Here is a 22,366-nt window from a genome sequence, read left to right on the forward strand (position 1 = left end):
TTAGAATTCTTTATAATAGAATAAGAACAAATGTTGGGGATGCTGTCAATTCAAAAAATAAGGGCAGCGCTTTAAGGCGCTGCCCTTATTTTTTCTAATAGATGATACGGATTAGATGATGCCGCCACCGCCGGCCAGGCTGGCAGGGCGTTCCTTGCCGATTTTCAGCCGGTACTGGCTTTTGCGATAGGTAGCGATAGGATCAATCGCACCACCCGCCCGCAGTCTTGCTTCAGCAAGAATGGGCTCAACGTCAGTCCGGTAAGCCCGCTTCAGCGAGTCCGAAGCCATCAGCGCGTCGTTATCGTCCTGGAAGGCGCCGAGCGCTTTGCGATCCACCAGCAAAGCCTGCGCATAAGCGCGGCGAATTTCATTGGCGCTTGAGATCAGGCTTTCGATAGGATCGGTGACATTGTGCGATTGGTCGATCATATGCGCTGGGCGGAAATCCGGCACACCACGATCCTCGGCATCAACAAGTTCATTGAAGACAAGGAACAACCGGTAGGGATCGATTGATCCCGCATCGAGGTCATCATCCCCATATTTGGAATCGTTGAAATGGAAACCACCGAGCTTTTTGAACTGGATAAGCCGGGAAACAATCATCTCAATATTGGTGTTGGCGGCATGGTGGCCGAGATCGACGAGACAGAATGCTTTCGGCCCCAAAGTTTGAGCAATGAGGTAATTCGTACCCCAATCCTGCACGACCGTTGAATAGAAGGCAGGCTCATACATTTTGTGTTCGGAGAAGATGCGCCAGTCATCGGGCAGTGCTTTGTATATCTCCGCCATTGAACCGAGATACCGCTCAAATGATTTGGCAAAATTGCTTTGACCTGGAAAATTGGAACCGTCGCCAACCCACACCGTAAGCGCTTTCGAGCCAATCGCAACGCCAATGTCGATACATTCGATATTGTGATCAATGGCTTGACTGCGCGTAGCCTGATCTACGTGGCTAAGTGAACCATACTTATAGGAATGCTTCTGATCGGCGGCATCCGAGAACGTGTTGGAGTTCATTGCGTCGAAACCCAGACCGAGCGCATCCGCGTGGGCTTTCAATTGCTTTGGATCGGCCTTGTCCCACGGGATATGCAGCGACACATTTGGCGTAGCCCGGGTCAACTGCTGTATCACCGCGCAATCATCAAGCTTATCGAAAATACCCCGTGGTTCGCCATGTCCTGGAAAGCGCGCAAAGCGGGTGCCGCCGGTGCCGACTCCCCAGGAGGGTACGGCAACGAAAAACGCCGCCACTTTGTTGGTAATCGTTTCGATGTCGACGCCGTGCCGGTCAAGACGTGCGCCCAGCGCATCATAGTCGCTCTTTTGGGCAGTTCGTACTTTGTCGTTTTCACTCGCGATCAGATCGCCTGAAATCTGCAGTTCAGCCATAATATCCTCCCCGGACAGCTAACGTGTAAAGCTTTGCGCGTTACCCGCGTCGACATTGATGATGTTGCCTGTCGATTTGGCCGACGCGTCGGAAGCCAGGAAGTAGATAGCTTCGGCAATATCCTCCGGGAACACGTTCAGCTTCAACATTGAGCGTTTGCGATAATGCTCCTCCAGTTCATCAACCTGCAAATTCGACGAAGCTGCACGTTGCTCGCGCCATTCCCCGTTCCAGATTTTGGAACCTCGCAGAACTGCGTCAGGATTAACGGTATTGACACGAATTCCGGCATCCGCTCCCTCCAGCGCCAGGCAACGTGCAAGATGAATCTCGGCAGCTTTGGCTGCACAATAGGCGCTGGCATTCGGCGATGCGGCAAGACCATTCTTGGAAGCGACAAACACAACATTGCCGCCGATCTTCTGCCGGCGGAACAGACGGAAAGCTTCGCGTGACACGAGAAAATAGCCGGTTGCCAAAATGTCGATATTGCGGGTCCACATGGAGAGTTCAGTGGTTTCAATGGGCGCAGACGACGCGATGCCAGCATTGGAGACGAGAATGTCTATTCCGCCAAATTCAACTGACGCTTCGGCAAAACCAGCAATGACGCCAGCTTCATCGGTAACGTTCAGCTGCACACTGCGCACAGCATCAGCTGTGTAACGGTTGGCGAGGTCCTCACTGGTCGCTTTTAAGGCTTCAGCATCTATATCAGCCAGCACAACGCAAGCGCCCTCCCCGAGCAACCGCTCAGCGGTTGCTCGCCCGATGCCACCGGCCCCACCGGTGACAAAAGCGACACGGCCAGCCAATGATTTCGGCTTCGGCATACGTTGAAGTTTGGCTTCCTCAAGCAGCCAATATTCAATGTCAAAGGCTTCCTGTTCAGGCAGCCCCTGATATTCCGACACAGATGATGCGCCGCGCATCACATTGATCGCGTTAACATAAAACTCTCCCGCGATACGCGCGGTGGCCTTGTCTTTGGCAAATGAAAGCATGCCAACACCGGGAATGAGGAAAATGACCGGATTTGGATCACGCATCGCAGGTGAGTTGCCATGCTTGCAGTCATTATAGTATCGGGCATAGTCGGCTCGATATGCTTCCAGCGCACTATCCAGGGTGGCGACTATGGCATCCGCATCGGGTTGTGCCGGGTCAAAATCGAGCACAAGCGGCCGGATCTTTGTGCGCAGGAAATGATCGGGGCAACTTGTGCCTAGCGCGGCCAGTGGTTGCAGATCGTGCGAATTGACAAATTCCAGCACGGCAGGCTGATCGTCAAAATGCCCAAGCTTGCGTTCGGCAATACCGATTTTCCCGCGAATTTCAGGCATCAGCTTTGCTGCGATGGCACGGCGTTCTGATGCGCTCAGGCTTTTCGTTGCCGCACCTCCGAAGACATCCTTGCCAGATGTCTGTTGGTCGAACCAACTGATTGCCTTGTTGATGATTTCCAGCGTCAATTCATAGCAATCCTTGGCATCATCTGCCCAGGTGAAAAGCCCGTGACTTTCGAGCACGACACCCTTGGAGTTTGGATGGGCTGCAACATAGGCACCAAGGTCAAGGCCAAGTTGAAACCCGGGGCGGCGCCAAGGCAACCAGCCGATATCGTCACCGAAAATTTGACTTGTCAGTTCACGGGAGTTTTTCGACGCAGCGATGGCGATAATTGCATCGGGGTGCATGTGATCGACGTGCCTGAAAGGTACAAAGCCATGGAGGGGGGTGTCGATCGAGGCGGCACGGCTGTTCAGGTTGAAGGTGCAATGGGGCAGGAATCCCACCATGCGATCTTCATCCTCAATCCCTTTATATATCGACTTCAAGGAGTTGAGCTTTTCCATGTAAAGAGTGGCAAAGCCATCAAGCTTTATGGTTCCGACATCGCCACCGGAACCCTTGACCCACAATACTTCCACAGGCTGGCCGGTAAGCGGGTCTGTCTGCGTTACCTTTGCGGAAGTATTGCCGCCACCATAATTGGTTATGCGCTTATCGGCACCAAGCAGGTTGGAACGATAGAGCAACTTGCCCGGCTCATCGAGACCAGCTGCTTTTTGATCATCCCAACGATTATCCAAAAGTTGGATGCTGCCTGCCATGATTGCCTCCCAAAAGTTATGCGGGGCCTATAAAACCCCCTCAGAATTTCGCTTAGCTATGCGGCAGACGGCACTTTAATGTCAATCACAAACCATCAATTTCAGTCATAAACTTACATTGTGCAGTGCAATATGAAACTATTTGATTGAAGTTGATTGACACTGAGATTGAATTTGCGCAATAGATTAAAGCAGGAGGAGCCATCCATATGCACGAGCGTGAGCGTCACCGCATCATTCTGAGCGCTGTTCAGGAAAAACCGGTCATCACCATTCAGGACATTGCTGAGCTGACGGAAGCGTCAGAGGCAACGATCCGCCGTGACATTGCCGCGCTGCATGTGCAAGGTAAGCTGCGCAGGGTCCGCGGTGGTGCTGAAGCCGTTCATCCGGCACAATTGGCCCCGCTTGCCGGGCGGCATTTTCACGTTTCTGAATCCGAAAATGCCGACAAAAAACGTGCCATTGCCCGTGAGGCTGTTGCCCTGTGCGAAGAGGGTGATGCCATCATTATAAATGGTGGCACCACGACATTTCAGATGGTGCATTTCCTTGCGTCGCGCCGCTTGCAGGTGATGACCAATTCTTTTGCCATCGCCGAGCACCTTGTCAAGAATTCAAAGAGTTCGGTTACCGTTCCGGGCGGTGCGATTTATCGAGAGCAGAGCATTATTCTTTCGCCATTCGATAATGATGTGACCCGCAATTTTTACGGCAAGCGCATGTTCATGGGCTCCCAGGGCGTTGGGCCATTTGGCGTCATGGAATCCGACGCACTGATCATTCAAGGCGAACAGAAGCTCATCAATCAGGCCGACGAACTTGTTCTGCTGGTCGATTCGACAAAGTTTTCGCGCAGATCGAGCCTCATTCTGTGTCCGCTGGGTAGGGTAACGACGATTATCACTGATGATGGCATTTCCGATGCGGATCGGAGAATGGTTGAGGAGGCTGGCGTGCAGCTCATTGTTGCAAAGGTTCAGGACAAGCGACGGGATTCCGCTTCCGTCGCGTAAGCGCTGCAGCGGTCTTAAGGAATACAGTAATCAATCTCTGGGAGGACAGAAAATGAAATTACTAAAGAAAATCGCGTTGGGCTCGGCTCTGGCCGTTGCAATGTTCGCATCCCATGCTCAGGCAGCCGATACGATCAAAATCGGTCTTGTAGCGAAATCTCTTGGCAACGGCTTCTTTGAAGCGGCTAACAAGGGTGCCCAGGAAGCGGCCAAGGAACTGGGCGGTGTCGAAGTCATCTATACGGGGCCAACATCGACGACGGCGGAAGGGCAGATAGAGGTCATCAATTCGTTGATCGCCCAGAACGTCAACGCGATTGCCATCTCGGCCAATGATCCTGATGCGGTTGTTCCAGCCCTCAAAAAAGCAATGGCGCGTGGCATCAAGGTCATCTCGTGGGATTCGGCAGTGGGCAAGGATGGACGTATCGTTCACCTCAACCCATCGTCGAACGAGTTGATCGGCAAGATGTGCCTGCAGCTTGCTGCCGATCACCTCAAGGATGGCAAAGGCGATTTCGCAATTTTGTCCGCCACGACAACCTCGACCAATCAGAACACTTGGATTGAGGAAATGAAGAAGCAACTTCCGAATTTCCCGGGTCTCAATCTGGCAACAACGGTCTATGGTGATGATCTTGCCGACAAAAGCTACCGTGAAGCACAGGGCCTTTTGACCTCGCAGCCCAATGTAAAGGTTATCGTTGCGCCAACGACCGTCGGTGTTCTTGCGGCGTCACAAGCCGTCGCAGATGCCAAGAAGATCGGTGAAGTCTATGTCACGGGCCTTGGTCTTCCGTCCGAAATGGCCGGCGCGATCAAGTCTGGCGCGACCAAGGAGTTTGCAATCTGGAACCCGATCGACCTTGGCTATTCCGCTACTCAAATCGCCTATCGCCTTGTGAAAGAGGAAACCGACGGTGCACCGGGCAGTGAAATCGAAGCTGGCCGCATGGGCAAGATCAAGATCGGTGACAATGGTGAAGCCGCCATGGCTGACCCGTTCGTCTATGACGCCAAGAATATAGACCAGTTTTCCAAAATATTCTGATCTCGATCAATATTCTCAAGCCCGGCAGGCAATCTGCCGGGCGTTCCTGTTCGGTAAAATCAATGAACCAGATTGCAGCGCTAATGCCAATTCCTGATATGCCGCTCCTGGAGATGCGCGGCATTTCCAAATCGTTTCCTGGCGTAAAGGCTTTGAACGACGTGAATATCGCCCTCTATGCCGGCAAGGTGACGGCATTGATTGGGGAAAATGGCGCCGGAAAGTCCACCCTCGTAAAAATCCTCACCGGTATCTATTCCTGCGACGAGGGAGAAATCCATGTCGACGGTGCGCCGGTCGCATTCGCCAATGCGCAAGATGCGATAGACGTCGGCGTAACAGCTATTCATCAAGAAACGGTCCTTTTCGATGAGCTGTCCGTTGCGGAGAATATCTTTATTGGCCATGCGCCGAAGTCCCGGCTCGGGCTGGTAAACTGGAAGGCGGTCAATGCGCGGGCGCTCGCCCTGCTGCATTCACTGGAAAGCAACATTGATCCGCGCATACGACTCAAGGATTTGTCCATTGCACAGCGTCATCTCGTTGCCATTGCCCGAGCCTTGTCGGTCGATGCGCGTATTGTCATCATGGATGAGCCCACAGCCGCATTGTCGCGCAAGGAGGTGGATGATCTTTTCCAGATTGTCAAAAGGCTGAAGGCGCAAGGCAAAGCCATTCTTTTCATCAGCCATAAATTTGATGAAGTGTATGAGATCGCTGATCACTATGCGGTGTTTCGTGATGGCAAGGCCGTGGGCAGCGGAGAGCTTGCCGGTGTCGAGCAAAATGAAATCGTAAAACTGATGGTGGGACGATCCGTCGAACATGCGTTTCCCAAGGTAGATATTGCCTTGGGAACAACCGTATTCGCCGTTGAGAACTATACGCATCCCACAGAATTTCGCGACATATCGTTCGAGCTGAGAAAAGGTGAGATATTTGGCATCTATGGTCTTGTCGGTGCAGGGCGTTCGGAAATCTGCCAGTCATTTTTCGGTATTACCCAGCCCTCCAGCGGCAAGCTGAAACTGGACGGGAAGGAAATTACCGTTCGTAGCCCCGGCGAAGCGATCAATGCCGGAATTGTATATGTCCCGGAAGAGCGGGGGCGGCATGGGGCGGTGCTGCAATTGCCAATCTATCAAAATGTCTCCCTCCCCTCGCTGGCACGCACATCGCGTTCCGGCTTCCTGAATGCGGCAGCAGAATTTGCTCTTGCGCGCAAATATGCAGAGCGTTTCGATCTGCGTGCTGCAGCGCTTTCCGTGCCGGTGGGAACATTGTCGGGCGGCAATCAGCAGAAGGTCGTCATTGGCAAATGGCTGGCAACGCAACCCAAAATCCTGATTCTTGATGAGCCGACGAAAGGCATTGATATCGGATCAAAAGCTGCAGTTCACGCCTTTATCAGTGAGCTTGCTGGCGAAGGCCTCAGCATCATCATGGTCTCGTCGGAACTGCCGGAAATAATGGGCATGTCAGACAGGGTGCTCGTTATGCGTGAAGGTCTTTCAGCAGGTATCTTTGAGCGTGACAGTTTGAGCCCCGAAACACTGGTTCGTGCGGCAACCGGCAATGCGAGTGTGTAATGATCAAACAAATCTTCAGATACCGCGAAATATTGCTGGTAATTATTATTGCCGCTCTGCTTGCGGTCTTTTCAACGCGCGCGCCGGGTTTTGCCAGACCCGGTAACTTATCCAACATATTCAACGACACGTCGATCCTTATCATACTGGCCTTGGGGCAGATGACAGTAATCCTGACCAAGTCGATTGACCTGTCCGTGGCCGCCAATGTTGCCTTTACCGGCATGGCTGTGGGCATGTTAAATGCATCCTATCCGGATCTGCCCCTGCCCCTGATTGTTCTTGTGGCACTCTCAATCGGCGCGATACTCGGTGCCCTCAACGGGCTTTTTGTGTGGAAGCTCAATATCCCTTCGATTGTTGTTACTCTCGGCACTTTGACCATCTATCGGGGGATGGCTTTTGTGCTTTCCGGCGGCGCGTGGGTTAACGCCCATCAGATGAGCGAACCATTCCTTCAGACGCCGCGCCAATTGTTTCTTGGCCTGCCGGTTCTTGGTTGGATAGCCATTATCATTGTGGTTGTAATGTATCTCGTCATGTCACGCACATTCCTTGGCCGCGCAATCTACGCGTCGGGCGGGAATCCGACTGCCGCAGTTTACGCAGGCATCGACGTTGGGCGCACCCGCTTCTTTGCTTTCGTAATTTCCGGCACGCTCGCGGGTCTATGCGGCTATCTTTGGGTTTCGCGCTACGCGGTCGCGTATGTCGACATCGCTGCAGGCTTCGAGCTCGACAGTGTTGCGGCCTGCGTCATTGGCGGAATTTCAACCCTCGGCGGCATAGGTTCCGTCGCAGGCGCTGTTCTTGGTGCGCTGTTTCTTGGTGTTATCAAGAATGCGCTGCCAGTCATCAACATTTCGCCTTTCTCGCAAATGGCAATTTCAGGCGGGGTAATCATTGCTGCAGTTATCTTCAATGCGCGACAAGAGCGTCGACGCGGGCGGATCATCCTCCGAGATCGCGGTGCATCGGAACAAATCGAGGTAGCAGCATGAGCGCAGTCACGGAAAAACGGCATATTCCTGATCGGTTGGGTACATCTGCCTCGCGTCTTTTTGCAAGCTGGGAAGCGCTGCTTTTATGTGTGGCAGTGCTGATCTTCATTGCCAATAGCCTTGCCTCACCTTACTTCCTCAATGCTTGGAACTTGTCGGACGCCACATTCAATTTCACTGAAAAGGCATTGATAGCCTTTGCTATGGCGCTGTTGATTATAGCCGGCGAAATAGACCTATCCGTGGCTGCGATTATTGCGCTTGCTTCAACTGCCATGGGAACAGCGGCTCAAATGGGGGTGGGTACACCGGGTATCGTTTTGATCGGCATTGGTGTTGGTCTCGGATGCGGCGTAATCAATGGCGTACTCGTTGCCGGTCTGCGCCTGCCTTCAATCGTCGTCACTATCGGCACCATGAGCCTGTTTCGAGGCATCGCCTATATTGTGCTGGGCGACAAGGCTTATGGCGGCTATCCCCCATCCTTTGCGTACTTCGGCCAGGGCTATGTCTTTTGGGTCGTCTCATTCGAATTTGTCTTGTTTGCAGTTTTTGCCTGCCTTTTCGCGATTTTGCTGCATGCCACAAATTTTGGCCGCCGCATCTATGCCATTGGTAACAATGAATTCGCCGCGCGTTTTTCCGGCATCCGTGTCGAACGCGTCAAGTTTCTGTTGTTTCTGCTCACTGGCCTGATGTCGGGTATCGCAGCTGTCTGCCTGACGTCCCGCCTAGGTTCCACCCGTCCTTCGATTGCACAAGGGTGGGAACTGGAGGTCGTGACCATGGTTGTTCTTGGCGGAATTTCGATCCTCGGTGGTTCGGGCCGCATTGGCGGTGTCGTTATCGCTGCGTTTGTGATGGGATTGGTAACATTTGGTCTCGGTCTGCTGAATGTGCCGGGTATTGTTATGTCGATCTTCATCGGACTTTTGTTAATCGCAACAATCACGTTGCCGATCATCATCCGTCGATTGAGATATGGCAAAACAGCATGAATCTCACTGAGAAATATGCATTCACCATGACGCTGAATCCGGGCATGGAAGCAGAATATAAGCGCCGCCATACGGAAATATGGCCTGAACTGGTGGCTCTGTTGCACGATGCGGGTGTCAGGGATTATTCGATCCACCTTGATCCGGCTACCCATACGCTTTTTGGAGTTTTAACCCGGCCAGCAGATCATGGGATGCAAAAACTGGCAGAGCATCCTGTTATGAAAAAATGGTGGGCTTACATGGCCGACATCATGGCAACCAACGAGGATAATTCGCCTGTCCAAACTCCGCTCACGAACATGTTTCATCTCCCATGAGCGCAATTCGTCATATTGCAGTTCTGGATATCGGCAAGACGAATGCCAAGGTTGTCGTGGTTGACGCTGGTACCGGCTTGGAAATCGTCGCGAGAAGTACGCCCAATCGTGTTCTGAAGACCGGCCTGTACCCACACTATGATGTCGAGACTCTTTGGGAGTTTTGTCTCGGTGCGTTGTCGGAATTTGCTTCCGATCCCGGGTTTGACGCAATCTCCGTAACGGCGCATGGCGCAGCCGCCGTCTTGCTTGATGGGCAAGGTCTGGCCATGCCGGCTATTGATTATGAATATAGCTATCCCGATGAGGTCTGCGCAGCGTATGCGGCTTTGCGCCCGGATTTTTCAGAAACCGGTTCCCCCTTGCAGTCTGGTGGCCTGAATGTTGGAGCGCAAATCCATTATCAGAAAACCCAATTTCCGGCCGAGTTTGCCACGGTCAGGACGATTGTCACCTACGCTCAGTACTGGGTGTGGCGGCTCACCGGAATTGCCAGAAACGAAGTGACATCTCTGGGCTGTCACACCGATTTATGGAATCCGCAAACATGCAGCTATTCCAGTCTTGTCGATAAGCTTGAGCTACGGCCGTTGCTTCCTCCTATAGCCCCGGCATTTGAGAGGATCGGCGGTATTCTGCCTGCAGTGGCTGCCGAAATCGGGAGCAAACAATCAATTCCGGTTTATTGCGGCATTCACGATTCCAACGCTTCATTGCTACCCCATCTGATGAGGCGCAAGTCTGGTTTTTCCGTCATTTCTACAGGTACCTGGGTGGTGTTGTTTGCGGTGGGAGGAACACTTGAACAACTTGACCCGGATCGTGACACGCTGGCCAATGTTGATGTTTACGGCAAAGCTGTACCTTCCGCCCGCTTTATGGGCGGAAGAGAATTCGATCAACTGACGCACGGTCAAATCGCCGAACCTGACGTTGAAACGCTTGCCCGGATTATCGCCGACCGGACAATGATCCTTCCAAGTATTATACAAGGATCGGGACCCTTCCCCAATCATAAGGCTGTTTGGTTGAATGGTGAGCCGGACGGTGCCTCAGACAGAAATGCAGCAGCTTCTCTCTATGCAGCGCTGATGACGCAGACGAGCCTTCAATTGATCGGCGCGATAGGCCCGACAATTGTCGAGGGTCCATTCTCCCGCAACCAAATATACCTTTCCGCCTTGCGATCCCTCACATCCCGCGAAGTGATTGCCGCTCCGGGTTCAACGGGCACGAGTCTTGGTGCTGCGTTGCTGGCGGGTGCAAAGCTGCCCGTCGAATCTGTTGATGAAACAATCCTGCCGCTCGGTACTGATTTTGATTTCTACGCCAGACATTGGCGAGACAGTACGGTCGATGCCCGGCTCCTTTTGTAGGAATACCGGATAATCTGGACCGCTGACTGTTGAAAAACGGGCTCCGGCACTCCCATCAATTCGACTTCTTGCTATTTATATTACTATATTATAGTAACACATTGAGGTCTGGGAGGATCTTAACAGTTTGACCATTTAGGGAGGAGAAGTTATGGCTTTTACGAAGAGAATTCTGCTTGCCACTACGGTGGCGATTGCCTTTGCCGGGTATGCCAATGCGGCAGATTTGACAGTTGGCTTTTCGCAGATTGGCTCTGAATCCGGCTGGCGCGCCGCTGAAACGTCCGTATCTAAAATCGAGGCGGAAAAGCGCGGTATTAACCTGAAGATCGCCGACGCCCAGCAGAAGCAGGAAAATCAAATCAAGGCGATTCGTGGATTCGTCGCTCAAGGCGTCGATGCAATCTTCATTGCGCCGGTCGTTGCGACGGGCTGGGATACTGTTCTCACAGAAGCCAAGGAAGCCAAAATTCCGGTTATACTTTTGGACCGCACAATCGAAACAGCCAGTGATGATCTGTATTTGACAGCTGTGACGTCAGATACAGTGCACGAAGGCAAGGTTGCGGGCGAATGGCTGGTGAAAACAGTAGCTGGCAAGGAATGTAAAGTCGTCGAATTGCAGGGAACTGTGGGCTCGAGCCCGGCAATCAACCGCAAGAAGGGCTTTGAAGAAGGTATCGCATCTGCATCCAACATCAAGATTACCCGGAGCCAGACAGGCGACTTTACCCGGTCCAAGGGCAAGGAAGTCATGGAAGGCTTTCTGAAAGCCGAAAATGGCGGCAAAGACATTTGCGCACTGTACGCCCACAATGATGACATGGCTGTCGGTGCAATTCAGGCAATCAAAGAAGCAGGCTTGAAGCCAGGCAAGGATATTCTCGTCGTGTCGATTGACGCGGTTCCGGATATTTTCAAGGCCATGTCTGAGGGCGAAGCCAACGCAACGGTTGAACTGACCCCAAATATGGCCGGCCCGGCTTTTGATGCGCTCAAGGCGTTCAAGGATGACGGAAAGGCCCCGCCAAAGTGGATCCAGACGGAATCGAAGCTTTATACGCAGGCGGATGATCCAAAGAAGGTCTACGAGGAGAAAAAGGGTCTGGGATACTGATCAAACCGTCATTGCCAGCTGCCCTATCGGGCGGCTGGCTACTGATTGACAATACGCTCGCGAGAGGCGCAATGACGGAACATCCCAGTCTTCTGGCCGTAGAAGGCATCTGCAAATCATTCATCGGATTTAAAGCTCTCGACAGCGTCGATTTTGCCGTTCGCCCCGGAGAAATCCATGCACTTCTCGGCGAGAATGGTGCAGGAAAGTCGACGCTTATCAAAGTACTGACAGGCGTGCATCAGCCCGATTCCGGCGTGATAAAGATAGACGGGCAGCCTGTGAGCGTGCGCGACACGCAGCATGCGCAAAATCTGGGCATCGGCACCGTCTATCAGGAAGTAAATCTGCTGCCGGATATGTCTGTAGCCGATAATCTTTTCATTGGTCGCCAGCCAATGCGTTTTGGCTTCGTTAACCGCAAGCTGATGGAAAAAAGTGCAAGGGAGCTGCTGACCCAGTACGATCTCCATCTGGACGTCTCATCGGATTTGTCCCGCTATTCCGTCGCTGTCCAGCAGCTTGTGGCAATTGCCCGCGCTGTCGATATGTCAGGACGGGTTCTCATTCTTGACGAGCCGACAGCCAGTCTCGACCGCCATGAGACCGAAATCCTGTTCGCAATTCTTCGCAAGTTGCGAAGCCGTGGCCTGGGGATTGTCTTCATTACCCATTTTCTCGATCAGGTTTATGAAATCTGCGACCGGGTGACGGTCCTGCGTAATGGCAAACTGGCCGGAAGCGCATTAACAACAGAGCTTTCAAAAATTGAGCTTGTTTCGCTTATGCTCGGGCGAACATTGGCTGTTGCCACACATAATACGCGCCGTGACCGGCCCGCTCCCGAAATCAGACAATTTTCTTTCAAAGGGCTCGGACGCAGTCGCAGCATCGATCCATTTGATCTGGATATTGGCGAGGGCGAAGTTGTTGGCATGGCGGGACTATTGGGTTCTGGGCGCACGGAAACCGCTAAAGTTCTGTTTGGTATTGATGCCGCAGACACAGGGCAGATTCACATTGATGGCGATCCGGTGCTTATCCGGACTCCACAGGACGCAGTGGCCTGTGGCTTTGGCTTATGTCCGGAAGATCGCAAGTCCGACGGTATAATCGGTGATCTTTCCGTGCGGGAGAATATCTGTCTTGCGCTGCAAGCGCATAGAGGCTGGTTCCATCGCCTCTCAACTCAGGAGCAGACTGTACTAGCTGATAAATTCGTCAAGGCTTTCGATATTCGAACGACCGACATCGAAAAGCCGGTGAAATTTCTCTCTGGCGGTAATCAGCAGAAAGTCATTCTTGCGCGCTGGCTTGCCACCAATCCACGGCTTCTCATTTTGGACGAACCAACCCGCGGCATTGATGTGGGTGCTCATGCGGAGATTATTGCCTTGATTCATCAATTGTGTGACGACGGCATGGCCCTGCTTGTTATCTCATCGGAAATCGATGAGATCGTTGCCTATAGCAGCCGCGTTGTCGTTTTGCGTGACCGTGCCCATCGCGGTGAAATTTCCGGTGATGATATTGTTCCAGCTAATATCATGCAGATGATTGCTGCTGAACCCGAAAGGGCATCGGCATGAGCGGTCCGCGTGTCACAGCACTGACGAAGGCCATGCCGCAGCTGCTTACGCTCGTGCTGATATTATTTCTCAACTATCTGGCTTTCCCCGGATTTTTCGACATACGCCTTCAAGACGGGCGGTTGTTCGGTAGCCTGATCGACGTGCTCAACCGGGGTGCGCCGGTGATTATCCTTGCAGTTGGCATGACTGCTGTCATCGCGAGCCGCGGTGTTGACCTTTCCGTTGGTGCAGTGATGGCGGTGTCCGGTGCGATAGCGGCAACGATGACCGTTGCCGGATATCCCCTGCCGATCGTCATTCTTGCCACGCTTGGGGTAGGTTTGTTGTGCGGATTGTGGAACGGTATTCTTGTCGCCTATTTCGACCTGCAACCCATCGTGGCAACGTTGATTTTGATGGTTGCCGGGCGGGGTATCGCGCAGCTGATTACGGAAGGTTCCATCGTCACCTTCAATGAACCTGGCCTGATATTTTTCGGAACCGGATCATTTGCCGGGGTTCCGATGCCTATCCTGATTGCGTTGCTGCTTCTCATCGTGGCGATTGCGGTTGTCCGGCGCACAGCACTTGGGCTGCTGATCGAATCCATTGGTATCAATCGCAGCGCCAGCAATTATGCAGGCCTGAACAGCAAGCTGCTGCTGCTTGTAATCTACGCTTTCTGCGGGTTTTGCGCCGCATTGGCGGGGATCATTATTGCAGCCGATATACGTGGAGCGGACGCCAATAATGCTGGTCTTTGGCTGGAACTGGACGCTATCCTTGCCGTCGTTGTCGGTGGCACGTCGCTCTTCGGCGGTCGGTTCTCCATTCTCATGTCGGCGCTGGGAGCGGTCATCATTCAGGCAATGAACACAGGAATACTGCTGTCCGGTTTCCCGCCAGAATATAATCTCATTTTGAAAGCGCTGGTCATAATCGTGATCTTGCTTGCGCAGTCATTCTCATCGGCTGGCGGCTGGGCATTCGTTAAGGCAGAATTCGGTACCAAAGGGCGGAAGAGCCAGTGAACACACGTCTTTTACCTCTTTATGCAACATTGCTGATCTGTATCGTTGCTTATGCTGTCTGCGTCTTTCAGTTCCCCATGATGTTTTCAACGCGGGTCGCCGGAAATTTGCTGACTGACAACGCGTTTCTTGGAATTGCTGCCGTTGGTATGACCTTTGTCATTCTCTCAGGTGGCATCGACCTATCGGTCGGATCGGTGATTGCCTTCACCGGCGTATTGCTTGCGGTGCTGATCACGCATTACGGAATTCATCCCCTCATCGCTTTCGCCATTGCGCTCGTCATTACGACTGCTTTCGGGGCAAGCATGGGTACTGTCATACATTATCTGGAAGTCCCCGCCTTCATTGTTACGCTGGCAGGAATGTTTCTGGCGCGAGGCATGTGCTTTGTCATGACGACGGATTCAATACCGGTCAATCATCAATTCTATACATATCTGCAGGGATTATATTATCTGCTGCCGGGTGGCGGAAGACTGACTTTCATTGGCTGCCTGATGCTGCTGATCTTTGCATTTGGCATTGTAATGGCCCATTTCAGCAAGTTTGGCTCATATATTTATGCCGTCGGAGGAAATCGTACTTCTGCCGAGCTTATGGGAGTGCCCGTTGCCAAAACAACCATCGGCATCTATGCAATGTCGGGCTTTCTGTCAGGGCTCGCGGGTATCGTCTTCTCTCTTTATACTTCGGCCGGATATTCTCTTGCAGCAGTTGGTGTCGAACTTGATACAATTGCGGCCGTAGTTATTGGCGGAACCCTACTGACCGGTGGCGTTGGCTATGTTGCGGGCACTTTCATCGGCGTAATTATTCAGGGCATTATCCAGACATACATCGTTTTCGACGGAACTTTGTCGAGCTGGTGGACAAAGATCGTTGTGGGAATACTTCTCTTCTCATTCATTGCCTTGCAACGTCTGTTGGTGTTGCTGTCATCGAAAAGAACGGCGACCCTTACCAAACCATAACTGCCGAATAGGTTTTTCGGCCCTCTAGCGCCAGCGTTTCGCAGGCCAAGGTCATAACAAATCCTGGATTTTCGCTACAAAGCGGCATAGTCAGTTGCCAATCACGCGTTCTCGTCCTATTCCAGTTATAGAACATTGGAGGAATTATGAATACAAATGTTGCATTGACAGGCTTGGCGCGGGATATGCAGGCGCGCGCTGATACGGGACGCCCAATCCGCATTGGCCTGATCGGCTCCGGGGAGATGGGAACCGACATCGTTACACGCGTAGCGCACATGCCGGGTATCGAAATCGGCGCTATTTCAGAGCTCAATACGCCCAATGCGCTTAAGGCGGTGGATATCGCCTATCGCGAGGAGGGGCATTCGCGTGAAGTATCGAATGCTTCCGCTCTTACACAAGCCATGGAAGCCGGTAAGATTGCTGTCACCAATGATGCGAATCTCATTCTGGAAAACGGACTGATAGATGTCGTCATCGATGCGACAGGCGTGCCGGCGGTTGGAGCCGAGATCGGTCTGCGGGCCATGGAGCACGGCAAACATCTGGTCATGATGAATGTTGAAGCTGACGTCACTATTGGCGCCTATCTCAAAAGCGAGGCTGATCGGCTCGGCGTCACCTATTCCCTTGGTGCGGGTGATGAACCTTCCTCTTGCATGGAGTTGATCGAGTTTGTTTCTGCCATGGGCCACCCGATCGTTGCTGCGGGCAAGGGCAAGAACAATCCTCTCAATATTGATGCCATTCCTGACGATTACGAGGAAGAAGCAGCGCGCCGGCACATGAATGTCCGCATGCTCGTCGAGTTTGTGGACGGTTCCAAGACCATGGTGGAAATGGCGGCAATTGCAAATGCCACAGGGCTTGTCCCGGACAAGCCAGGCATGCACGGTCCTGCCGCAACTCTTGATCAGCTTTCCAAGGTACTGGTACCGGAAAAAGATGGTGGTGTACTGTCGAGAGTTGGCGTCGTTGACTATTCCATTGGCAAGGGAGTGGCTCCCGGCGTGTTCGTTATTGCCGATATGTCGCATCCTCGCATATCAGAGCGGATGGAAGATCTGAAAATGGGCAAAGGTCCCTATTTCACATTTCATCGTCCCTATCATCTCACCTCTCTTGAAGTGCCGCTAACATGCGCGCGCGTCGTTCTGTACGGTAAGGCGGATATGGTTCCTTTGGCCACGCCGGTTGCAGAAGTGTGCGCTGTTGCCAAAAAAGATATGAAACCGGGCGATAAGCTCGATGCTATCGGGGAATATTGCTATCGGGCCTGGATCATGACTGCTCCTGAAGCGCGGTCAGCTGGTGCAATTCCTTGCGGACTTTTGCAAGGCGGCTTGGTTACGGCCCCGATAAAAAAAGGAGAGCTCATCACCCATGCCAATGCCGCCACAGCTCCGGGATCCAAAATTGTCGAGCTTCGCGCACGGCAAGACAAGTTGGTCTACGGTTGATTGATCAAACTATATTTCGTTGTCGTAACGAACAAAAATTGTGAATATTTAACAGCAAGTTAGACAGAGGCTCATGCTTCTGCCTAACTTGCGTTCCGTGTGTATAAAGCTGGTTCTAGCCTTGCAAAAAGCCTGTCAAGTACCAATATTAATAATTGGTTAACGACTGAGTCTTTGATGCAGGAGTGCTCCGTGCCGGCCTATCAAATAAAGTTTGCCTATCTGACGAAGTATAAGCAGTCGCGCCATCTGTTTCACCAACTGGTGATTGCAGACGATGAAGCAAGTGCGCTGGCGCAAGGACGGCAGCTCATGAGTAAACGTTCACCCCAGGCTAGAATCATCCACGAATCCTGCACACTTCGTCCCGATAGCTCCGAAGTCGAAAGCGCAACAGCCCATGGTTGGACGCTTAACGACAATTGGTGGTCCCGCCCGATTAAACCGGATGACGATCTTGCAGCGATTGCAAAACATGGCTTTACCCATAGCAATCATATTCACGCTAAATCTGCGATGGACTGTGTTGCCATAGATAAATATGCCGCGTGATCATAGATCGGTCCGAACAGCCCAAAGCTCCGGGAACAAAACGACGTCGAGCATTTTTCTCAAGTAGTTGACACCTGAAGTCCCGCCTGTCCCGGTTTTAAAGCCGATAATGCGCTCGACAGTCGTGACGTGGTTAAACCGCCAGCGCCTGAAATAATCCTCAAAATCCACCAGTTTTTCGGCAAGCTCATAAAGTGACCAATGTGCTTCCGGATCGCTATAAATAACCAGCCAGGCGGCACGAACGCTTTCATTGGCCTCATAGGCCTGCGAACAATCGCGTGTCAAAATAGACTGATCAATGGGAAACCCTTGCCGGGCTAAAAGACGGATCGACTGGTCATAAATGCTTGGTGCCTGCAAAATCCTTTCAAGCCATGCGTGAATATCGGCTTTATGCGCATGCGGACGCATCATCGCCGCGTTCTTATTGCCCGCCAAAAATTCAATTGCACGATACTGAAATGACTGAAAGCCGGAAGACATGCCAAGCGCCTTGCGAAATGTCGTATACTCGCTGGGCGTCATGGTTCTCAACACGTCCCATGCGGAATTCAACTGGTCAAGAATGCGCGAAACCCGAGCAAGCATTTTGAACGAGGGTGCAAGATCATCTTTGGCAATGTGATCGCACACGGATGTCAATTCGTGAATGACCAGCCGCATCCAGATTTCGGAAGCTTGATGTTGCACGATGAAAAGCATTTCGTCATGCGCATCGGAAAGCGGGGCTTGCGCAGTCAAAATTGTATCCAGCCGCAGATAATCGCCGTAAGACATCCGTCCGTCGAAGGACATCTGTGCGCCCTCGCCGGAGGGATCGTAAGGTGTGCGCGTCATGTGACCGCCCCGAGTACACGATATTCGTGTGCATCCCAGCTGCGTGTTACCAGGACTTCCTTGAGTATAGAAACGGCGTTTTCGACATCAGCAAAACTCAGATAAAGAGGCGTAAATCCAAAGCGGATAATGTCGGGTGCCCGGAAATCGCCAATCACACCCCGGGCGATCAGCGCCTGCATGATGGCGTAGCCATTTTCGCATGAATAAGAAACCTGGCTCCCCCGCTTATCGGCGTCTCTCGGCGTGACCAGCTTTAGGTGATATTCCGCTGCAAATTCTTCAACGCCTTCGATGAAGGTGTCGCACAGCGCCGTCGACTTCATCCGCAAAGCTTCCATGTCGACATCATTCCAAACTGACAATGCTTCATCCAGAGCGATCATTCCCAGAACTTGCGGTGTTCCGCAAAGATATTGTTCGATGTTTCTGGACGGAGCATAGACAGTTTCGAAGTTAAAAGGCGCACGATGGCCAAACCAACCCGATAGTGGCTGATTGAATTCTCCCTGATGAGCCGGATTGACATATAGAAAAGCCGGAGCGCCGGGGCCCCCATTCAAATATTTATAGCCGCAACCTATAGCGAAATCGGCATTTGCGCTGGTCAGATCCACGGGCATTGCGCCCGCTGAGTGAGCCAGATCCCACACAACAAGGACACCTTTGTCGTGGGCGGCCTGCGTTATTGCCGCCATATCGTGACGGTAGCCGGTACGATAATTGACATGGGTAAGCATGAGAACGGCTACATCATCGTCAAGCGCGTCAGCAATGTCGGCCGGTTTGTCAACCAGCACAAGCCTGTGGCCTTTTCCTATCTGCTTTGCCACGCCTTCTGCTATGTAAAGATCTGTTGGAAAGTTTTCTCTTTCCGAAACAATCTTGCTGCGTCCGGCATTGAGCCCGAGAGCGGCTGACAGCACCTTGAAAAGGTTGATCGATGTGCTGTCGGCGGCAACGACGGTTCCTGCAGGCGCGCCGATCAAGCCGGCAATTTTATTTCCCACGCGTTGAGGCAGATGGACCCAGTCGGCAGTGTTCCAGCTTCGAATGAGTTGTTCGCCCCACTCTTCACTTATGGTTTTTGCAACCCGCTGCCTAACGGTTTTCGGCAGCGCGCCCAATGAATTACCATCAAGGTAAATTACATTATCGGGCAGCTCGAATCTGTCGCGAAAGGACCTTAGCGGATCAGATTGGTCGGCTAAAATGGCTTTGGTGCTCGTCATGGGTTTCATTGTTCCATCAGGCCGCTGTGTCGACAGAAGGTATGCCACCAGCGCGGGCCAGTTTCAAAAATGCCTCTTTGGCGAGGCGGACGTGATCAATCAGCAAGGCCTCGGCCTTCAATTTGTCTCGTGCGAGTGCTGCTTCGAGCAGGGCTGTATGCGCTTCGATGCCAAGCGCTTCACGGGATAAGACAGCATTCCCGGCTGCTCCTTCCGCAGCACGGTTCAGGTGATCTATGCGCAGGATTATATGTCGCCTATATCGCTGCAGCTGCGCCGTGGTCTGCTGGGCAAAGCTCATCAGCCATTTTGAGGATGTTCCCGCTATCAGCGCCAGATGGAATTCGGCATGAGCGATATCCCATGCATCTATTGCCTCTGATTGTGAAAAAGAATTGGGTGTGATGCAAGTGGCAAGGCGGTAATGCGCGCTGACCAAATTAGCCTCCCAGTTGCGGTCACCTTCGTCGATGGAACGCGCAAGCAATTCAGTTTCAATCACGGACCGGGCGGTCTCAAGATCTTCCAGTTCTTCGAGCGTCATAGTGGCTACACGAAAACCTTTGTTGGCTTCGGTCGTGACGAAGTTTTCAGCATGAAGGCGATTGAGTGCTTCACGTATGGGAGTAGCGCTGGTGCCAAGCTCGTGCGCCATCGTTCGCAACCGCAATGATTGTCCAGGCCGCAACTCTCCATTGAGGATGCGGGATCGAAGCACGGTATAGAGGCCATCAGATTTGACGCTATCGGCCATTTGGTCCCTTTGTCACGTTGGTGCTTAATTCCATATTGTATATCATTTCACGTTTGTTATACTATTTTCAAGCTTTACAGAGCGGAACATATAAAAAGGGAGAATCGGATGGTTTTGGCACACAAATTGGCCCGTCTAACAATAGGTACGGCGCTCGGACTTGCTTTGGGTTTGAGTGCCGCGGCCGCAGAAACCCGCATTGGCATTGCGCAGTTTGGCAAACATCCCCAGTTGGATGAGACGGTTACTGCTTTCAAGGCAGAGATGACCAAGCTCGGTGTTACTGATGCCGTCTATGATGAGCTCCAGGTTAACTTTGATGCCACGCTGATCCCGCAAATGGTAACCAAGCTGGCCTCCAACAGTCCGAAGCTTATTTTGGCTGTCACGACACCCGTTGCACAAGGCGCGCGGCAGATCGTCGGAAATACCAATACGCCAGTTGTTTTTGCTGCCGTTACGGATCCGGTTGCAGCCAAGCTGACCCCATCCTGGGAAGCTGGCGATAAGGCGATGACCGGAGCCTCCGATCTGCAGGATGTTGCCTCCGTAATTACCTTCATCAAGAAGCTGCTGCCAGATGCAAAGCGCATCGCATATCTTTACAATCCCGGCGAAGACAATGACGTTGCTGTACTCAAATTGATGCAGGAAGTCACCAAGGCGCAGGGTCTGGAACTCGTTGAAGTCGGCCTCGACAACACGAACGACATTCCAATTCGTGTCGGTTCACTGGCAGGAAAAGCTGACGTGATTTATGTGCCGGGCTCCAATCTTGTACAACCAGCCGTTCCGGCTGTTGCGGCGGCGGCCTTGAGCATCAACATTCCCGTTGTCAATGCCTCTGCGCAAGCGGTACGCGATGGGCTTGTGGCAGCGGCTTTCGAAGTTTCCTACACCAAAGTTGGTCAGAACGCGGCAAAACTTGCCTCTGAAATTCTGGCCGGAAAATCGACGGAAAGCCTGGCGCCCATCAAACCGGCTTATGAAGACCATGCTGCAGCCATAAATGAAGCCGTTCTGTCAAAAACCGGACAAAAAGTGCCGGATAGCCTCAAAGATTGCGGTTGTTTCGTCAAATAAGCCTTCTCTTACAAGCCATAAGCATATAGTTCCCGCCTGTAGCGCGGGAACTACCATATTATAGCGGCTCAGCTTAAGGGGCTCACATGACCGACATGCTCTCCGTCAAGGGCGGCACCAAAATCTTCTATCGCGGCACGCAGGATGAACGACGTGCTCTCGATGGATTGGATGTAACACTTAAATCCGGTGATTTTTGCATCGTGATTGGTAGTAATGGTGCTGGAAAGTCGAGCTTTCTCAACGCTGTTTCCGGTAAACTGCCGCTGGATTCCGGCAAAATATTCATTGACGGTCAAGACGTCACAAAGCTAAGCGCCCATCGCCGTGCCCAGTTCATTGCCAGAGTCTTTCAAGATCCGATGATAGGCACTGCTCCGACCATGACAATCGGCGAAAACATGCTCCTTGCCGAACTGCGGGGAAAACAGCGCAGCTTTGCCTATGGGCTGACAACATCCCGCCGCGCTCGATATAGCAAGCAATTGGCTGAACTCAATCTTGGATTGGAAAACCGCCTCGATATGCAAGTCGGGCTGCTATCCGGTGGGCAGCGTCAGTCACTTTCGCTGGTCATGGCCGTTTCAACACATCCAAAACTGCTGCTCCTGGATGAACACACGGCTGCCCTTGATCCCCGCACTGCCAAACTTGTCATGGACACGACAGTGCGCGCCGTCGATGAGCTCAAGCTCACGACAATGATGGTCACGCATAATATGGAACATGCCATCAATTACGGTAACCGGATTATCATGATGGATGCTGGCAAGGTTCTTGTAGATATTGGGCCCGAAGAGAAGCGCGGCATCACAGTGATGGACCTTATTGACCGGTTCCATACAAAATCTGACGCGATCGCGTTGCAGGGGGCCTAAG

At 52.4% G+C, this 22,366-nt stretch carries 20 protein-coding genes; 15 read left to right on the forward strand and 5 right to left on the reverse strand.

Annotated elements, in window-relative coordinates; all coding sequences use genetic code 11:
- Nucleotides 1–111 precede the first annotated feature (111 nt).
- Together rhaI and V9K95_RS14510 are read right to left on the reverse strand one after the other, a co-directional pair.
- Nucleotides 112–1,404: an L-rhamnose catabolism isomerase gene (gene rhaI, locus V9K95_RS14505; RefSeq protein ID WP_336441259.1), complete on the reverse strand. Its 1,293-nt coding sequence runs from the start codon at nucleotides 1,402–1,404 to the stop codon at nucleotides 112–114.
- Between the two features lie 18 nt (nucleotides 1,405–1,422).
- Nucleotides 1,423–3,519: a bifunctional rhamnulose-1-phosphate aldolase/short-chain dehydrogenase gene (locus V9K95_RS14510; protein ID WP_307277805.1), complete on the reverse strand. Its 2,097-nt coding sequence runs from the start codon at nucleotides 3,517–3,519 to the stop codon at nucleotides 1,423–1,425.
- A 209-nt stretch (nucleotides 3,520–3,728) separates the two neighbouring features.
- Between V9K95_RS14510 and V9K95_RS14515 the strand changes: the two genes are divergently transcribed.
- From V9K95_RS14515 to V9K95_RS14575, 13 genes are all read left to right on the forward strand, one after another.
- Complete coding sequence (locus tag V9K95_RS14515; RefSeq protein ID WP_307277807.1) at nucleotides 3,729–4,535, forward strand: DeoR/GlpR family DNA-binding transcription regulator; 807 nt, start codon at nucleotides 3,729–3,731, stop codon at nucleotides 4,533–4,535.
- A 52-nt stretch (nucleotides 4,536–4,587) separates the two neighbouring features.
- Nucleotides 4,588–5,586, forward strand: a complete 999-nt coding sequence (rhaS, locus tag V9K95_RS14520) for a rhamnose ABC transporter substrate-binding protein (protein ID WP_115054011.1) — start codon at nucleotides 4,588–4,590, stop codon at nucleotides 5,584–5,586.
- Nucleotides 5,587–5,648: 62 nt separating this feature from the next.
- Entirely contained in the window at nucleotides 5,649–7,175 is a 1,527-nt protein-coding gene (locus V9K95_RS14525) for a sugar ABC transporter ATP-binding protein (protein ID WP_336441258.1), read from the forward strand.
- Nucleotides 7,175–8,176 (forward strand): ABC transporter permease, encoded by a 1,002-nt coding sequence (locus V9K95_RS14530; protein WP_442958566.1) that lies wholly within the window; start codon nucleotides 7,175–7,177, stop codon nucleotides 8,174–8,176. The genes V9K95_RS14525 and V9K95_RS14530 overlap by 1 nt, the downstream gene beginning before the upstream one ends.
- Nucleotides 8,173–9,174, forward strand: a complete 1,002-nt coding sequence (locus tag V9K95_RS14535; protein WP_307277813.1) for an ABC transporter permease — start codon at nucleotides 8,173–8,175, stop codon at nucleotides 9,172–9,174. The genes V9K95_RS14530 and V9K95_RS14535 overlap by 4 nt, the downstream gene beginning before the upstream one ends.
- Nucleotides 9,171–9,494: an L-rhamnose mutarotase gene (gene rhaM / locus V9K95_RS14540; RefSeq protein ID WP_336441257.1), complete on the forward strand. Its 324-nt coding sequence runs from the start codon at nucleotides 9,171–9,173 to the stop codon at nucleotides 9,492–9,494. The genes V9K95_RS14535 and rhaM overlap by 4 nt, the downstream gene beginning before the upstream one ends.
- Nucleotides 9,491–10,870 (forward strand): FGGY-family carbohydrate kinase, encoded by a 1,380-nt coding sequence (locus tag V9K95_RS14545; protein ID WP_336441256.1) that lies wholly within the window; start codon nucleotides 9,491–9,493, stop codon nucleotides 10,868–10,870. Before rhaM ends, V9K95_RS14545 begins: the two co-directional genes overlap by 4 nt.
- A gap of 151 nt (nucleotides 10,871–11,021) precedes the next feature.
- Entirely contained in the window at nucleotides 11,022–11,987 is a 966-nt protein-coding gene (ytfQ, locus tag V9K95_RS14550; protein WP_336441255.1) for a galactofuranose ABC transporter, galactofuranose-binding protein YtfQ, read from the forward strand.
- Nucleotides 11,988–12,058: 71 nt separating this feature from the next.
- A complete protein-coding gene (locus V9K95_RS14555) occupies nucleotides 12,059–13,576 on the forward strand; it encodes a sugar ABC transporter ATP-binding protein (RefSeq protein WP_307277826.1) in 1,518 nt (505 codons plus the stop codon).
- Nucleotides 13,573–14,589 carry an ABC transporter permease subunit gene (locus V9K95_RS14560; RefSeq protein ID WP_115054004.1) on the forward strand — a complete coding sequence of 339 codons (1,017 nt, stop codon included), beginning with the start codon at nucleotides 13,573–13,575 and terminating at the stop codon, nucleotides 14,587–14,589. Before V9K95_RS14555 ends, V9K95_RS14560 begins: the two co-directional genes overlap by 4 nt.
- Nucleotides 14,586–15,563, forward strand: coding sequence for a galactofuranose ABC transporter, permease protein YjfF (yjfF, locus tag V9K95_RS14565; RefSeq protein ID WP_336441254.1), 978 nt, complete (start codon nucleotides 14,586–14,588; stop codon nucleotides 15,561–15,563). The genes V9K95_RS14560 and yjfF overlap by 4 nt, the downstream gene beginning before the upstream one ends.
- A gap of 146 nt (nucleotides 15,564–15,709) precedes the next feature.
- A complete protein-coding gene (locus V9K95_RS14570; protein WP_307277829.1) occupies nucleotides 15,710–17,026 on the forward strand; it encodes an NAD(P)H-dependent oxidoreductase in 1,317 nt (438 codons plus the stop codon).
- A gap of 192 nt (nucleotides 17,027–17,218) precedes the next feature.
- Nucleotides 17,219–17,578 (forward strand): hypothetical protein, encoded by a 360-nt coding sequence (locus tag V9K95_RS14575; RefSeq protein ID WP_162802565.1) that lies wholly within the window; start codon nucleotides 17,219–17,221, stop codon nucleotides 17,576–17,578.
- Here the strand turns inward: V9K95_RS14575 and kynA are convergent, their stop codons facing one another.
- Genes kynA through V9K95_RS14590 form a run of 3 tightly spaced genes read right to left on the reverse strand, consistent with a single transcriptional unit; the run spans nucleotide 17,579 to nucleotide 20,404 of the window.
- Nucleotides 17,579–18,418 (reverse strand): tryptophan 2,3-dioxygenase, encoded by an 840-nt coding sequence (gene kynA / locus V9K95_RS14580; protein ID WP_336441253.1) that lies wholly within the window; start codon nucleotides 18,416–18,418, stop codon nucleotides 17,579–17,581. It lies immediately after the preceding gene.
- Nucleotides 18,415–19,650, reverse strand: a complete 1,236-nt coding sequence (gene kynU / locus V9K95_RS14585) for a kynureninase (RefSeq protein WP_307277835.1) — start codon at nucleotides 19,648–19,650, stop codon at nucleotides 18,415–18,417. Before kynU ends, kynA begins: the two co-directional genes overlap by 4 nt.
- Nucleotides 19,651–19,666: 16 nt before the next feature.
- On the reverse strand, nucleotides 19,667–20,404 hold the full coding sequence (locus V9K95_RS14590) for a GntR family transcriptional regulator (protein ID WP_336441252.1): 738 nt from the start codon (nucleotides 20,402–20,404) through the stop codon (nucleotides 19,667–19,669).
- A gap of 108 nt (nucleotides 20,405–20,512) precedes the next feature.
- On the opposite strand from V9K95_RS14590, the gene V9K95_RS14595 reads away from it, so the two are divergent.
- Together V9K95_RS14595 and V9K95_RS14600 are read left to right on the forward strand one after the other, a co-directional pair.
- Nucleotides 20,513–21,487 (forward strand): ABC transporter substrate-binding protein, encoded by a 975-nt coding sequence (locus V9K95_RS14595; protein WP_336441251.1) that lies wholly within the window; start codon nucleotides 20,513–20,515, stop codon nucleotides 21,485–21,487.
- A 95-nt stretch (nucleotides 21,488–21,582) separates the two neighbouring features.
- A complete protein-coding gene (locus V9K95_RS14600) occupies nucleotides 21,583–22,365 on the forward strand; it encodes an ATP-binding cassette domain-containing protein (RefSeq protein WP_115054102.1) in 783 nt (260 codons plus the stop codon).
- Nucleotide 22,366: the final 1 nt, after the last annotated feature.

Source organism: Phyllobacterium sp. CCNWLW183 (assembly GCF_037203775.1).
Classification (GTDB): domain Bacteria; phylum Pseudomonadota; class Alphaproteobacteria; order Rhizobiales; family Rhizobiaceae; genus Phyllobacterium; species Phyllobacterium ifriqiyense.